16 protein-coding genes and 2 pseudogenes are annotated in these 14122 nt (G+C 56.2%); 5 read left to right on the top strand and 13 right to left on the bottom strand.

All coding sequences use genetic code 11. From position 1 onward, the window contains the following. Window positions 1-159: 159 nt before the first annotated feature. From AC1RDQ_RS05140 to merT, 9 genes and pseudogenes are all read right to left on the bottom strand, one after another. Window positions 160-363: pseudogene (locus tag AC1RDQ_RS05140) on the bottom strand (nuclease); the annotation flags it as partial. 222 nt (window positions 364-585) lie between these two features. Further along, on the bottom strand, window positions 586-1227 hold the full coding sequence (gene merB / locus AC1RDQ_RS05135) for an organomercurial lyase MerB (RefSeq protein ID WP_168758820.1): 642 nt from the start codon (window positions 1225-1227) through the stop codon (window positions 586-588). Window positions 1228-1253: 26 nt separating this feature from the next. Beyond that, window positions 1254-1481, bottom strand: a complete 228-nt coding sequence (locus tag AC1RDQ_RS05130) for a DUF3330 domain-containing protein (RefSeq protein WP_168758821.1) — start codon at window positions 1479-1481, stop codon at window positions 1254-1256. Between the two features lie 132 nt (window positions 1482-1613). Then, window positions 1614-1850, bottom strand: a complete 237-nt coding sequence (gene merE / locus AC1RDQ_RS05125) for a broad-spectrum mercury transporter MerE (protein WP_492586593.1) — start codon at window positions 1848-1850, stop codon at window positions 1614-1616. Beyond that, entirely contained in the window at window positions 1843-2205 is a 363-nt protein-coding gene (merD, locus tag AC1RDQ_RS05120; RefSeq protein ID WP_492586591.1) for a mercuric resistance transcriptional repressor MerD, read from the bottom strand. The genes merE and merD overlap by 8 nt, the downstream gene beginning before the upstream one ends. 226 nt (window positions 2206-2431) lie before the next feature. Next, window positions 2432-4114: a mercury(II) reductase gene (gene merA / locus AC1RDQ_RS05115; RefSeq protein ID WP_492586589.1), complete on the bottom strand. Its 1683-nt coding sequence runs from the start codon at window positions 4112-4114 to the stop codon at window positions 2432-2434. A 33-nt stretch (window positions 4115-4147) separates the two neighbouring features. Continuing rightward, window positions 4148-4582, bottom strand: coding sequence for an organomercurial transporter MerC (gene merC, locus AC1RDQ_RS05110; RefSeq protein WP_168758826.1), 435 nt, complete (start codon window positions 4580-4582; stop codon window positions 4148-4150). 12 nt (window positions 4583-4594) lie between these two features. Beyond that, window positions 4595-4873 (bottom strand): mercury resistance system periplasmic binding protein MerP, encoded by a 279-nt coding sequence (merP, locus tag AC1RDQ_RS05105; protein WP_492586587.1) that lies wholly within the window; start codon window positions 4871-4873, stop codon window positions 4595-4597. Window positions 4874-4886: 13 nt separating this feature from the next. Continuing rightward, window positions 4887-5237 carry a mercuric ion transporter MerT gene (gene merT / locus AC1RDQ_RS05100; protein ID WP_492586585.1) on the bottom strand — a complete coding sequence of 117 codons (351 nt, stop codon included), beginning with the start codon at window positions 5235-5237 and terminating at the stop codon, window positions 4887-4889. A gap of 71 nt (window positions 5238-5308) precedes the next feature. On the opposite strand from merT, the gene merR reads away from it, so the two are divergent. Beyond that, a complete protein-coding gene (merR, locus tag AC1RDQ_RS05095) occupies window positions 5309-5728 on the top strand; it encodes a mercury resistance transcriptional regulator MerR (RefSeq protein WP_168758829.1) in 420 nt (139 codons plus the stop codon). 199 nt (window positions 5729-5927) lie between these two features. Here merR and AC1RDQ_RS05090 read toward each other — a convergent pair whose 3' ends face one another. Then, window positions 5928-6134: a co-regulatory protein PtrA N-terminal domain-containing protein gene (locus tag AC1RDQ_RS05090; protein ID WP_277352211.1), complete on the bottom strand. Its 207-nt coding sequence runs from the start codon at window positions 6132-6134 to the stop codon at window positions 5928-5930. A gap of 181 nt (window positions 6135-6315) precedes the next feature. Between AC1RDQ_RS05090 and AC1RDQ_RS05085 the strand changes: the two genes are divergently transcribed. Beyond that, a complete protein-coding gene (locus AC1RDQ_RS05085; protein ID WP_492586583.1) occupies window positions 6316-6462 on the top strand; it encodes a hypothetical protein in 147 nt (48 codons plus the stop codon). Between the two features lie 611 nt (window positions 6463-7073). Here AC1RDQ_RS05085 and AC1RDQ_RS05080 read toward each other — a convergent pair. Beyond that, a complete protein-coding gene (locus AC1RDQ_RS05080; protein WP_492586581.1) occupies window positions 7074-7535 on the bottom strand; it encodes a hypothetical protein in 462 nt (153 codons plus the stop codon). 88 nt (window positions 7536-7623) lie between these two features. On the opposite strand from AC1RDQ_RS05080, the gene AC1RDQ_RS05075 reads away from it, so the two are divergent. After that, window positions 7624-7896, top strand: coding sequence for a helix-turn-helix domain-containing protein (locus tag AC1RDQ_RS05075; protein ID WP_137220039.1), 273 nt, complete (start codon window positions 7624-7626; stop codon window positions 7894-7896). Between the two features lie 334 nt (window positions 7897-8230). Here the strand turns inward: AC1RDQ_RS05075 and AC1RDQ_RS05070 are convergent, their stop codons facing one another. After that, on the bottom strand, window positions 8231-10561 hold the full coding sequence (locus tag AC1RDQ_RS05070) for a P-loop ATPase, Sll1717 family (RefSeq protein ID WP_492586579.1): 2331 nt from the start codon (window positions 10559-10561) through the stop codon (window positions 8231-8233). A 200-nt stretch (window positions 10562-10761) separates the two neighbouring features. On the opposite strand from AC1RDQ_RS05070, the pseudogene AC1RDQ_RS05065 reads away from it, so the two are divergent. After that, window positions 10762-11229, top strand: a pseudogene (locus AC1RDQ_RS05065) (magnesium chelatase subunit ChlI family protein); the annotation flags it as partial. Between the two features lie 6 nt (window positions 11230-11235). On the opposite strand, the gene AC1RDQ_RS05060 reads toward AC1RDQ_RS05065, so the two are convergent. Further along, window positions 11236-12450, bottom strand: a complete 1215-nt coding sequence (locus tag AC1RDQ_RS05060) for an aldose 1-epimerase family protein (RefSeq protein ID WP_090452124.1) — start codon at window positions 12448-12450, stop codon at window positions 11236-11238. Window positions 12451-12717: 267 nt separating this feature from the next. Here AC1RDQ_RS05060 and AC1RDQ_RS05055 point away from each other — a divergent pair, with 267 nt between their 5' ends. Then, the gene (locus AC1RDQ_RS05055) at window positions 12718-14106 is read left to right on the top strand and encodes an SrfA family protein (RefSeq protein ID WP_340312815.1); all 1389 of its coding nucleotides are present in this window, start codon (window positions 12718-12720) and stop codon (window positions 14104-14106) included. Window positions 14107-14122 lie beyond the last annotated feature (16 nt).

The following is a 14122-nucleotide window of genomic DNA, read 5'->3' as shown; positions in this document are numbered from 1 at the left end:
ACACACCTTGGGCCGCCTCGACTGGATCGATCTTATGATCACAGTCGCAAATTTGCCGCTATGTAATGAGCCTACAGGGTCAAATCAGCATTGGTACCAACACCCAATCCGAGCGGAGAGGTTTTGTGGCTGCCTTCCGAAGTGCTCGTTTGATGGTCTTTACTCTAGTGAGATTTGGAAACGGTGCTTCAACCGTTCTATCGTCCAGCGCCACTTAGGAGTGATCGGACGAAATACTGTGTTCTGGTTACCGAACATACCGACCTCCTTTATGGCTTGTTCGACCGGGACCGTGTGTAGCCATTCAACCGGCACGAAGTATTCGGACAGGTCTGGGTCATTGATATGCTCGAAATGGTAGTGCACGGACTTGACCACCCATTTGCATCGGACTTGACCAGCACCTTCCGTCACCATGACCGGCAGAAAACGGCCAAAAGCGGACGGTTACCCAGGTGAAACGAGGCGGGGGAATTTTAGCGCGCACAGCAGTACGCAGCGGACTGTGTAATTGCCTCGACGTGACCACCCATTTGCACTCCATTTGACCAGGCGCTTGCATCCGACCTGACCACGAGTAGGCATTCACGATGGGGCTGGTCCGGCAGGATCTAACAATTTGCAACCGATCGCGTGCCCCAGACGAAACGCTTCGTCAACACTAACAACAATCGCCGTCTCGCCGTGTTGCGACATCCATTTGTCGGCCACAGCGGCAGAGGCGAAAAAATGCACATGGCAGCAAAAGGAGCGGCGGATGTCGGACGATTCATCCGGCAGCAGCAGCGATACCACTGCTTCCGCAGGCTCAATATGACTGACTTGATCCGGTGTCACGATGAGCGACACTGGCGCTCCTGTCGCGGGGCAGCGCGAAAGCACGCGCGCCTCCTTGCCAATTATCATGGGGAACATCAAGGAGTCCAGTGCACACCAGGTGTAGAGGCGTCGGCCATCGATTTCAAAAGCATGAGGCGTCTTGCGCAGCGTCAAGCCATAGCCGACGATGTTCCCCTCCTCGTCGTTCTCGGTGCCGGGTATCTGGTCAAGTGCCGCCGCGGTTCTTTCGGTAGACCAACTGAGCGCAGCTCCAAGCGTCTCTCGTGAAACTGGACTTCCCAAGGCAATCTGGCGAAGAAGAGCAACGAAGAGGTCCGCGAAATCATCAGTGCTATTCGCAGACGAGAGGCTTTCAACGATTTTGGTGATGTACAGCGTGTTTTCCATAGTTCCTGTCCCATTTCATTGCTGTTTTAGCCGTCGTGACGGGTACTGACCTTTGGTGTGCAAGGATGGCCAGGCTCGGATGCCGCGCTCTCATCCACGCGCGACTTGGAACGCTGAAAGCACTCCAGGCCAAAGAAGTGCACGACGTACTCGGTACCTTCTGGAATAAGCGCGGTGTCAAGGGAACCTTCCTTGCAACATTCGCAGCAATTGATGGTGGGGTGTGGTTTGCGTTCATGATGGGGTTCCTCCATCGTCCAAGAAAACCTAGTAACCCTTCCGCACCGGTGCACAGATCGACCTCCGGCTGGTAGTGCAGCAAAAATTCCCGACGCTCCCGAGCCTGCCGCAATTCGGTAGCGGAGACCGCGCAGTGTCTGAGCTGGTCACCGCCGCTCCTGAAAGGCCCGCAGTGCCGCTCTCAGGAAAAGGATGAAGACAACCGCCAGTGCGAGCGCGGCAAGGCTCCAATGTTCGCTGACAAAGGCCCCGGCCGCAGTCCCTGAAAGCAGCAATGCCAACACCGGCAAATGACAGGAGCAAGTGAGCGCGGCGAGCACACCCCATGTGTAGGCGCGCCAGCGGGGCATTTTGATTGATTCGAATTGGTTGGTATTACGCATGGGTGTGACCTTCGACGGCGCGATGGGTCAGTCCGACCAACTCCGTTTTCACTGCGGCTAAAGCTGCCAGCCGTGTCGCGATTTGCACAAGCAAGCGGTCGATACACCCGATCACATCGGTACTATCGTCTGCATCGAGCGCTCGACAGAGCCGTGTCAATTCGTCGAGTCCGATACCGGACTCGAAGGCGGCACGCACAAAGCACAGCCGCGCCAGGGACCGCTCATCGAAAATGCCGTAACCGCTTTCCGTGCGCCGCGCGGGATGCAGCAAGCCGCGCAGCACATAATCGCGGACTATATGGACACTGACGCCCGCGTCCTCGGCCAATTTGGATATGGAGTAGGAATTCATCACCGACACTCCCGGTCTTCAACGTAAACTGGGGCGCCCAGATATTTCCTTCCAGCCAAGCGCTCAGGTAGCCAGAGGAGCAACGGTGTAGCCCCCAGAGCCAGTAGCAGTCTGGACACGACGGCAGGCAGCCCCCAGATGCTGATCACCTGCCATGTCTTGCGTAGGCTGTCGCACCTACCGAGATCGTCTGCCGTGTTGCTCATGTTTCAACCTCCCTCTCTCATTACCCGGCGCAGCAGGACAATTGTTTGACGTCCTTGTTAAAGGTCTGTGCGGCGAGCTTCAGCCCCTCGACCATCGTCAGATAGGGGAACAACTGGTCAGCCAGTTCCTGCACGGTCATCCGGGCACGGATGGCGAGCACCGCCGTCTGGATCAGTTCGCCCGCTTCCGGGGCCACCGCCTGCACGCCCAGCAGCCGGCCGGAGCCCGCTTCGGCGACCAACTTGATGAAACCCCGCGTGTCGAAGTTGGCCAGCGCGCGCGGCACGTTGTCCAGGGTCAAGGTGCGGCTGTCGGTTTTGAGGCCGGCGTGCTGCGCCTCGGCTTCGCTGTAGCCGACGGTGGCCACCTGCGGATCGGTGAACACCACGGCCGGCATGACGTCGAGATTGAGCTTGGCCTCGCCGCCGGTCATGTTGATTGCCGCGCGGGTACCAGCCGCTGCCGCCACATAGACGAACTGCGGCTGGTCGGTGCAGTCGCCGGCCGCATAGATATCCGCTGCGCTGGTGCGCATGCCCTGGTCGATCTGGATGCCACCGCGCTCGTCCAGCTGCACGCCGGCCGCGTCCAGGTTCAGGCCCTGGGTATTGGGCGTGCGGCCGGTGGCGACGAGCAGTTGGTCGGCACGTAACTCACCATGGTTGGTGGCCAGTACGAACTCGCCGTTGGCGTGGGACACCTGGCTGGCTTGCGTTTGCTCCAGCACTTCGATGCCCTCCATACGGAAGGCCTCCGTCACCGCCGCGCCGATGGCCGGGTCTTCGTGGAAGAACATCGCACTGCGTGCCAGGATCGTGACCTCGCTACCCAGCCGGGCGAAGGCCTGCGCCAGTTCCACCGCCACTACGGAGGCGCCGATCACGGCGAGCCGCTTAGGGATTGTGTCGCTCGCCAGTGCCTGGTCCGAGGTCCAGTACGGCGTGTCTTTCAGCCCTGGAATCGGCGGAACGGCCGCGCTTGCGCCGGTGGCAACCAGGCAGCGGTCGAAGGCCACGATGCGCTCGCCACCCTCGGCCAGTTCCACGCTGAGCGTGTGGCCGTCCTGGAAACGGGCGGTGCCGCGCAGCACGCTGATGTCCGGCGTGCTCTCCAGGATGCTTTCGTACTTGGCGTGGCGCAGTTCGGCGACACGGTCTTGTTGCTGCGCGAGCAGACGTTCGCGCAGGACGGTCGGCGTCATGGCGGAAAGCCCGGCGTCGAACGGGCTTTCGCGGCGCAGATGGGCCACATGCGCGGCGCGAATCATGATCTTGGAGGGCACGCAGCCCACGTTGACGCAGGTGCCGCCGATGATGCCGCGCTCGATCAGCGTGACGCGCGCACCGCCTTCCACCGCCTTGAGCGCGGCCGCCATGGCGGCGCCACCGCTGCCGATGACCGCAACGTGCAGTCTGTCACCCTCTTTCCCGGCGTCAGTGCCACCGCTCAGCCAGCTCCGAGCCTTGTCGAGCAGGCCGTGACGGACTGGTGTTGTGGCGTCTTCGAACGTCGCTCGATACCCCAGGGCCTCGACGGCGGCCTGCATTTGCTCTCGGCTTACGCCCTTGTCGGCCTTCAATTCAGCCTGCCCGCTGGCGTAGGCAACATCCGCCTGATGCACGCCCGGAATCTTCTCCAAGGCATCTTTCACATGCTCGACGCAGGAGGCACAGGTCATGCCAATGATTTTTAGTTTGGTCATAGCGATATTCCTCAGATGGATCTCTTGTCGGGATTATTTTTTCTGCGGAGTCGGACAGGAATCCGGCCCGCAATGGCGGTTGGCAGGCGACACAAAATCCCATATCGACAAACCAAACATGAGGGCCAGGCCGATATAAAGCAGCCAGCCGCTCCGCCAGCCGTAAGCCCGCATAAAAAATACCGCTGCCAGCACCAGGGTAGGACCGATCAGGCCGAGCGCAGTCCGTTTCCACTGCCGATGATTGAGCCAGCCAAGGGCGTTAACGAGCAGAGCCAGTCCAGCAAACAGGGGCAGCAGCGTGGTGATGAACAGGCCTTCCCACTGGCTCAAAAAGCCCAGACCGATTGCGGCCCCCAGACTAGCAAGGGCGGGAAAGCACATGGCGCAGCCTATTGCAGAAATCAGCACGCCGACGGAACCGGCCTTGTCACCGATTCGAGTGAACAGATTGAGAGGGTTTGCCATCAGAATGGCCTCCTATTGATAGATATTGGACGGATAACCAGCGTCCTCGGTCGCCTTTTTCAGCGCCAGGGCATTGGTCTTGGTATCGTCGAAGGTGACGATGGCCTCGCGGTTCTCGAAACTCACTTCAGCCTTGGTCACGCCATCGACCGTGGTCAACGCCTTCTTCACCGTAATCGGGCAGGCAGCACAGGTCATGCCCGGTACCGCCAGGGTGATGGTCTGCATGGCCGCCCAGACAGGTGTGGCGACGAGAGTGGCGAGGGCTAAGGATGCAAGCAGTTTTCTCATGGTTTACTCCTGATCAGTAGAACAAGGGAAGGATGTAAGGGAAGCCGAGCGCGACCAGCGTCAATGCCACAACCACCCAAAAAAGCAGCTTGTAGGTGGTACGTACCTGAGGGATCGCGCAGGTTTCGCCCGGCTTACAAGCGTGTTGCGGTCGAAAAACTCGCCGGTAGGCAAAAAACAGCGCGATCAGCGCCCCGCCGATAAAGATCGGGCGGTAAGGTTCCAGCACGGTCAGGTTGCCGATCCAGGCCCCGCTGAATCCCAGTGCGATCAGTACCAACGGCCCAAGACAGCAAGTCGAGGCGAGAATCGCTGCAAGCACCCCAGCGACAAGAGGGGTGCGCCCGTTTGATGGTCCAGACATGCATTTCTCCTATCGAGTATTCGGTCGATGGTTTAAGGTTACTTCCGTAGTCATGTACGGAATCAAGCGATATGAAAAACAATTTTGAAAGACTGACCATCGGCGCTTTCGCCAAGGCGGCCGGGGTCAACGTGGAAACCATCCGGTTCTATCAACGCAAGGAGCTGTTGCCCGAACCGGACAAGCCCTACGGCAGCATTCGCCGCTACGGCGAGGCGGATGTTGCACGGGTGAAATTCGTCAAATCCGCGCAACGGCTGGGCTTTAGCCTCGAAGAAGTGGCGGGGCTATTGAGGCTGGATGACGGCGCTCACTGCGATGACGCGCGTGTGCTCGCTGAGCAGAAGCTTGGGGATGTGCGCGGGAAACTTGCGGATTTGAAGCGGATCGAGTCAGTTTTGGAGCAACTGGTTCAGGACTGTTGTGCGAGCCACGGGACTGTTTCCTGTCCGCTGATCCTTTCACTGCATAGCAACAAAGTGCCGCGTTGACCTACGATCAGCCGTTTCGTAAGGCGCCCCTGTTGGTCGGCTGGGGGCTTAAAAAAAACGACGCTCAATGAGCGCCGCTGAATGGCCGAAGGAGCACTTGCAGAGGCCACAGATGGGTAACTGACATCTACGCTCGCGCCTTATCAGGACGGCTCACGCTGAGTCTGGTTGAGTGGAGCGTGCGGCGGTCGCTCATGTCCTACCCTGCAGGTGAACAGGCGGGCTGCTCTTCGACACGGCTAGCCGCCGTGCCCCCTCGTTGCTCAATCTTCACCACCAAGGCCGCCTCAGCCTTGTCGTGCATAGAGGCGGCCCGCTCAATCGAACGATCGCTCCCGCCCTCGGCCCATATCGTGGATGACAGCAGAGTCGAACCAACTATCAGCAGTAGTCTTAGGTATTTCATAACAGCCTCCTCTCGGGTTTTATTTCCACGAGTCGACTCTATCTCCGTAGTTAAGTACGGAATCAAGGAAGGGATGGGGTTGAAGAGAACCTAGATTATGGCGCTGAGAGAAGATGGTAGGGCTTAAGTGCACTTACTGTTCCGTTGCTCCACAAACCCCAGCGAGCAAGCAGCAAGTCAGATGATTCCTATACGCAAGTGGCTATCGAAACTCACCCTGGTGACGACCTTGGTCATGGCGATCTCGGCAATTGTCGGGGCAGCCGAAAGATCCAACATTCTTGCGATCTTCGGTGGTGACATTGGCCAGACCAACATCAACGCCTAAGTGTCTGATCCGAAGCAGGATCGGAACCAAGCGCTTCTGGCGGGAAGCAGACCTGCGTTGACAGTCGCTTCTGGCCTTGTGCTGCCTGTCGCGACCGGCTGCAATGGGTCCAGAGTGTGTAAAAACGCTTCACAAAAATTGAAGTATGCGCATCTACGTTAAATCTGAAATTTATCGGCACGTCAGCAGATGTGGATTTCGCGTAGAAACGCGATTTCCAGTCCGATTTTGAGTACCTGTCGCGCTCAAAAACGTTTTTACACAGCCTCGGTCGTTTTTTGACTATCGCCACCGGCTGCAATGGGTCGGTTTCAGCCGGTCAGGGTTGCAACGTTCACTGGACCAGTGGTTAGCCGTAAGTAAAGAAATATTGTCTTTAAGGCTATTTTCAGCACTTAAAGGAAACATTTCTTTTCCTTGCCGCTGGCATTTTTTGGACAAGGGTAAAGCCCGACACAGTAATCCGCATGCGACCATAAACCATCACCCTGTCACGCTTCGGGACAAATTATGAATTTTTGCATAATTGCGCATAAAGCTAGCTTTGTAGATTTTTTAGCCGATCACGACGGACTAACTGACACCAAAATCTAATAATCCATGCTTTCACACTATTTTGACGGACAAAGAAGCTGAGAGCCTAGACACATGGATGAATCAAAAATCAGGTCATGGCCTTCAGACCGAGCCGGATCAAGAGTCGGATCACCCACCAAATAGCGCCGACCACTATCGACCTCGTAAAGAACGCCCTTCTTTCTTTTTTGGTAGAGATGTTCAGCTTTGACTAGTGGCTCCATCATTAGCCGTCCACTGTTGTTAACCTCACTAGCGCTAACTAGCTGTACGTCGACTACTACCAGGTCCTCAGACTGCCGGGCAATCAAAGATCGCAGTGCAAATTCGCCGCTAATCATGAGATTAAAACGACGCCATTTTGTACGTACACGCTCCTCGATCTGGACGTGAAACCAAACCCCGCCGACGTCGTACTCGACATAAGTCCAAACGCGAAAATCATCCTCGAAAAGAGGTACTGAAATGGCTTCAGCCCAGTCATAAGTGCGGAACACGGTGCACCCCCGTCGCTATAATATCGCTATCGAGTATAGTCCTTTCCATGCTTGAACGGCTTCATCGTTCCTTTTGTGAGTCGTACAAATGGAACGGAAGATCGCGTTTGGGTTAGCGCTAAGAAAAAGTCGACTGCACAGAGGGTTGTCGCAGGAGACGCTAGCTCCCAGCCAAGCGTATGTAAGCGAGGTTGAGAATGGAAAGAAAAGCCCTTCAATCGAAAAGGTTGAAGACCTCGCGAAGGCCTTAGGCATCCACCCAATTACCCTTTTGGCAAAAAGTTACTTATTGGAGGGGGAAGATGTATCCACGCTTTTGAAGCGTGTTGAGCTGGAGCTTAATGACCTTGCTGCTAGCTGACCTAGGTTCTGGGACCACCACCGACAGCATTCGGCCAGCGGCAACAGTGAGCTGCAGCTAGGAGCACCGTTGAGCCCGGCGGGGTCATACCGTGCAGAGCCTCAGCTCTGCTGTGACGGCGTTTAAGTCTATGCTTGCTCCATTGCACTCTGCCCAATGCCGCAGTAATTCAGGCGAAGGCCAAAGGGCTTCAGCAACTGGCCGCTGTATGCCGCACAACGTACATCAATGAACAGTGACAGGTGATTCCACTGAAATTGAAGTGCACACCGGATCTTGGCTTAACAGAGCGTTCTAGATGCCTTTGTCATACGCATACGATTAGTCAGCTCCACTATTGGCCGATCATCAAGGCTGGCCAAAATGCCTGATTGATTACCAAACTCACGGCTTGGGTTGAGTTCTTTTTCACTCCATCCATGAGCGCTTTATTGTAGCTAAAGTCATAGATGAATTTAGGATCATCTGAGTTGATTCGGATACCAAGAAACCCATACCACAGGAGCAAATCTACCGCGCGGGTAGCTCTCTCTTGGTCAAGCCCTGACTTTGCTAGCTTTTCCATAACCTGTGCTTCAGATAGATCGGCCGACGATGCGACGAAGGCATAGAGAAGGCCGTCCGTCTCCTCTGAAACATCACGTAGCTCGTAGCCAATATCACGCAACAGATCCGCAGAGTATGCAGATATTCCCTTTTCAATATCACTTCCCTCAATAACTTCGTGATTGAGGTTGATAGCAAAGCTCTTGCAGTGATTGATCAAGTTGAGAAGGAAGCGTGGCCTCATCAACGAGCGCTCAATCAGAAACTGTGAGGTCTCTTCCCCTTTGTAATGGCTAGCGAAGAGCCGAAGCCAAGCCGATTTGAAGTCAAGGTCCTCTTCTAGACCGTTGGATACGATCCGTAAACGAACCAACTCTCGCAAGAGGTCCGGATCCGTCCAGTCCAACAGAACGCTAGCTTCTTTTCCACGGTCAGACGTTTCCTTGACCAGCAATTCGTAAACGTCATTTCGCAGGAACACTACCGACCGCACTTTAATATTGGCGCTGCTGAATTGGCGTTCAATTTTGCGCGTCGCGTCAATCAGAGCCCTGATCATCAGCAGGTCTTCATGCTTCAATCCGGAGGTTGGCCAGCCATTATCAATGTTGTCGAACAGGAGCCACAGCACCTCTTTGTTCTCCAGGTAGCGGCCCAGCTTCTGTTTCAACTGCTTGACGTCATGCTTGTAAAGAAGCTCAGTGACCTCGGACGAACTGAGACTGACGCTTTCGGTAGAACCATATTTAGACTGGTACTCCGAGTAGATCTTCTCCATCAGCATCGACATACGCTCGGAGAAATCCCCCTCTGAATCGTAACCTTCTCCGCGATACAGTTCCGCCAGCTCACGATAGCCTTCATACAGCCGGTGATCATGGATGTGGCGCTGCTTATCCTTTTCGAGGATTTTGTAGCAAATTTCCAGCAGGAGTACGTACTCCCAGAACGCCGTAATCGTGTGCTGGTAGGTGCCCTCGGCGAGAAATTGAAGAATGCGCTCTTTGAATTTTATTAGCTTGTAGCCGTCGGGCTTCAGGTCCAAAACAATATTCTTGTTACGGTTCTTATCCCGCTCCGCATCCCTAATCTGAAGGAAAATCGCTGATTTCCCAGAGCCTTTTCGGCCGACAACCATATGCGCTTCGCCACGTAGCGACTTCAGAAACTGATCGGTTTCCAGATAGTACCGTTCCAGATCCCGCATTTCGTTTTCCGCGGATGTTGCGCCTAGGTTGAGCTTTTTGATGAATGAGCGCTCTGGTCTGCCTCCCGAAACCTCAAGACGTTGAAACGCTTGAGTAACGTCGGAGGCAAACACCTCAATTGCTCGATTGACGTCATTCGGGTGGTAGGTGACTTGGACAAAGTCGCGGTAATCCAGCGGGACTGGCTCGTCACCGTATTGGAGAATGCAAAGCGCCTTGCCCATGCCATCCGCCAGGCCTGCGATGAAGGCTGCGCGCATGTTATGAATTGCTGCTCCGATTGCCCCTGTGGAAAGCAGCGGTACCACTACCCCGTAAGATCCAGCCACTTGCGTAATGGCGTCGTAAGCGGATAAGCGGGGGGATTCATTGGGATCAAAATTACGGAAGGTAAAGCCGGCCTTCTTGATCCGGGAAATGATGCGGGTTGACCAATCGGTCTTGTGCGGCGTATCCAGCAGATAGACCGGGGCTTTGATATTGAGAGCAGCAGAAACATCAATGGGCTTCAGAGCTGAAGCGTTATTCAGCAACACGCTCAGCTCTGAGGAGTTCTGATACTCCTGGTACCCCAGCGTGTCGAAAATGCCAACATCCGAGATTTTTAATCCTCGTGGCTGGAGGCTTCTGTTTTTGACCAGCAATATCCGCTTCGACTTTCCAAGGGCGTAGCCGATTTCATAGGTAACGTTAAAATTCAGCTCGCTGATATCCGCCACTAGAAAATCGGCGGCATCAATGCCTGCCAGCACCTCACCGGAAATGAAGTGCCCAGCGATATCCAATGCCTTCCACGTGGATACAGCCGTTGCTGCATTCGTCCTGGAGCTGCTTGCAACAGCTATGTCGATGGTCTGTCCAATTTCTGCAGGCGCTGACGCGTAAGCGAAAAAGCCGATGACGTCCTTCATGTCATTTTCCCTGAAAATAACGACGGAATACCTTGAGAGTCAGATTAGCGAGCCCCGCCGTAATGGTAAATGGCTATTGATGAATCACCAGAAAACCTCTCAACTCGGACCGGCCAAGGCCAAGTCAACGATTCCGACGTCACATGCAATGGAGATAGCTGCTAGGATCATTTTCTTATAGAAAAGCGTTGAAAACCCTAGCGATGAATCCCTGCCCCTGTGGATATCTTGGCGAACCGAGCGGCCGTTGCTCCTGTACGCCGGACATGGTTCAGCGCTATCGCAACAAATTGTCGGGGCCGCTGCTGGATCGTATCGATCTGCACCTTACGGTTGCTCGCGAAGCCACGGCGCTGAATCCTGCGTTGAAACCCGGCGACGATACTGCCACCGCCGCCGAGTTGGTTGCCGATGCACGAGAACGGCAACAAAAGCGCCAAGGCTGCGCCAATGCATTCCTCGATTTGCCGGGCCTGCGCAGACACTGCAAGTTATCCACAGTTGACGAAACCTGGTTGGAAACGGCGTGTGAACGGCTGACCTTGTCGCTGCGAGCGGCCCATCGACTGCTCAAGGTTGCTCGCACCTTGGCGGACCTTGAGCAAGTCGATGGCATCACCCGTGAACACTTGGCCGAGGCGCTGCAATATCGGCCGACAACACTCTAGTCAGCATCACCCCTTGTTGAGGTCAACCAACGGCGTCTGCCGCACCTCAGTCTCCCGCCCACCCTGAATTTCGCTCACCTGCTTCAAGGCCTTATCCACAGCCGCCTTATCCGCCAACAAGCTGTAGTTGATGCGGAACTGCTTGTGTTCCTTCGGGCCAATCGTCGGCACCAGGTTCAATGGCCGCTGATACCGGCGGTTGTAGGAAAAACTCGTCCCCGGTTCCAGCCCCGTGACATAGCCCTGCCCCTGGGTATCGGTGTTTTTCCACAGGGAGAACACGGGCAGTGTTTGAGTATTGAAGCCGACCGAAACCCCCAGGCTGCCGGCCTTGTTATGTAACACGGTCAACGTATCGCCCTTGGCATCGGCATACGGCACCACGTTATAAACCGTCTCGTCGTAGTCCTTGGTCGGTGCGCGGTAGGTTTGCCAGTCGGGCAGATCGCCTTTGGCTTTGTCGTTGAACGGTGAGACCTGTTTCACCGGCGCGGCGAAGCGGGCGCCCTGTTCCAGGAACGGCGTGCTGAAGTTGCTGTGATACAGCGCCTGGTATTCCTTCGGATAGTCACCGTTGTTGGTCAGGGTGTCGTTGAGGGCGAACGTTACGCTGCCGGGTTCGGTGACCAATTCGGTCGCCACGGAGAAGTCGACTTTCTTGAACGCCTGCTCTTTCAGCTCGCCACGCAGGCTGATGGCGTATGGCGGTTTTTCATCGATGTGCAGGGTGACTTTGTTGGCCGGAATGTTGGCGGCGCGGCCGTGCAGGGTCAGCAGTTCACCGTTGTCCATGCCGGGATGGCCGACCCATTCGTAGCCGCAGCGGGTGACCAGCTCATTGAAACCTTCCAGCCAGCCCAAGCCACCGCGACCATTGAGTTCGATGAAGGACGGGTTGACCACTTCCTTGACCGGCGAATCCCAGCCCATGCGCACATTGCCGACCGAGGCCTGCAAGACGTTCATGCCGCGAGTCGGCACCACCGAGAGTTTCATCGTGCCGTTATCGATGTCGACGATGCTGACGCCCTCCTGCCGACCGCCGTGCAAGGTGCGCAGGGTCACGGAGAAGGGTTTGTCGGTTTTCACCCCGAGTTGCTGGCTGGTGATCTGCCAGCTCTGGGCGGCTTTGTCGGTGTCGAGCAGGACGTAATCCCAGGCCATGGCGTGGGAGGCAGCGGACAGCGCGCTGAGGGCAACGAAGAGTTTGAGCGGGGACATGGGGAAAGCCTTTCTTGGAGTTGTGCATTTTTTATAGCGCTGATGAAACGATTCAGCAAGCATAAAAAAGCTTACGCCCGAGCCTTCCCAAGCTAATTAAATTTGACCTTATGCAACCTCCGCACGCTTACGTTAGTCTCATAAGGTTTGAACCTCCGGCAGATTGACGGCGATATCATTATGACACTAATGTCGCCCGCTAAATGCAGGAGCAAGTACAGACACATTTGTCTGTCATTTTTGCGCAACGGATCGTATGGAGTTTGAATGCGCGGGGCACTATTACGCAGCGGTAAGAGCGGGTCATTCACTGCCCTCGGCGAAACAGGTCAACCGGTCTACCGAGCAGCCCTGCAATTGCGCGAAGCCATTCGCCGCAAGAACCCCGAGTTGGTCGATCATCTGGCCATCCCTCAAAGCGATGAACTCGGGAACCAGATCGATTGGTACAGCGCTCTCGACGGCGATGTGATTCCGTGGAGCAGCGCGACCGAAGAAGAACGTGCCCCTGCCCGCCGCCAGCTTGAAGCGCTGAAGACCGCGCTCGAAGAATTGAGCCAGCGTTTCCTGGGTACGGACTCCGCCGAACAGCCGCAAGGCGACAAAGCCGTGTTCGGTAAGCTACTTAAGCGCGTGATTCATTTCCCGGACGAAAACTTCGTCTACCTGGTGCAAGGCAAACCGGTGCTGACTTTCTGGGGTTTCGAGCATGCCGGCACCGGCAATGGCGATCCCCTGCACTGCCTCTATCAGGTACCACCCGCGTTCACGCTGCCACCCGAAGTCGAAGCGCCTGTTGTTCCGCCCGTTGTGCCGGTGGTTGCTCGTCCGTGGTGGCGTCGTTGGTGGTGGCTGTTGCTGCTGCCGCTCCTGCTGCTGCTTTTGTGGCTGTTGCTCGGCCTGCGAGGGTGCGTACCGATTCCGTTGGTGGCGGTAGATTTGCTGCCTGACGGCGTTGTGCCAGTAGAAAAACAACTGGAAGAGCCGCCACTGACCGGAAATGTCACGACACTCAACAACGTTCCGGTGACAGGCACCGTTATAGGCTCGACCACTGGAACCGGCACCGCCGTGACTGGAACGCATGGTGTGGAAACGCCGGCCGTCGAGGGTAACGAGGCTGACATGGCACCCGCCGACTTGACCAAAGACCCGGCCATAGACCCGGCAGCTGAAAACAAAACTGCGCCACCCGAAAACAAAACTGAGCCACCAGAAAACAAAACCGCGCCGCCGGATGTCACATCGCCCGAGGCAGAAAAACCCGCCGCTGCCAAACCCGGCCCGCCCCTGAGCATCCCGCCAGACGCCGCCGACGGTGCCGCCAAGTTTCTCGATGGACAGTACAGCGCAGGCGCCGGGATTCAGGATCGCCGAACCGGCAAACCGCTACGTCTGGAGTACCAACTCAAGGACGGTAAGGGCCAAGTCACCGTACATCAGGCCGACGGCTCGAAATGCAGCGGGCCGGTGAGCGCTACTATGAAGGGTGGCAGCCTGGCCATCGACAGCCAGGGCCAGGCCGTTTGCGGCGATGGCAGCACTTACGACATGCCCAAGGTCAGCTGCCGCCCAGGGGCAACCACGATCGCAGACTGCACCGGTGGTTACGGAAAAGAACAATTCCCCATGTCCATGCGGCAAGTGGCCGAATAAAAACGGAATAACCCGA

This window comes from Pseudomonas sp. GW823-FHT02E01 (genome assembly GCF_058797535.1).
Note: the sequence above shows the minus strand (reverse complement) of the source record. Positions and strands in the feature narration are given on the sequence as shown.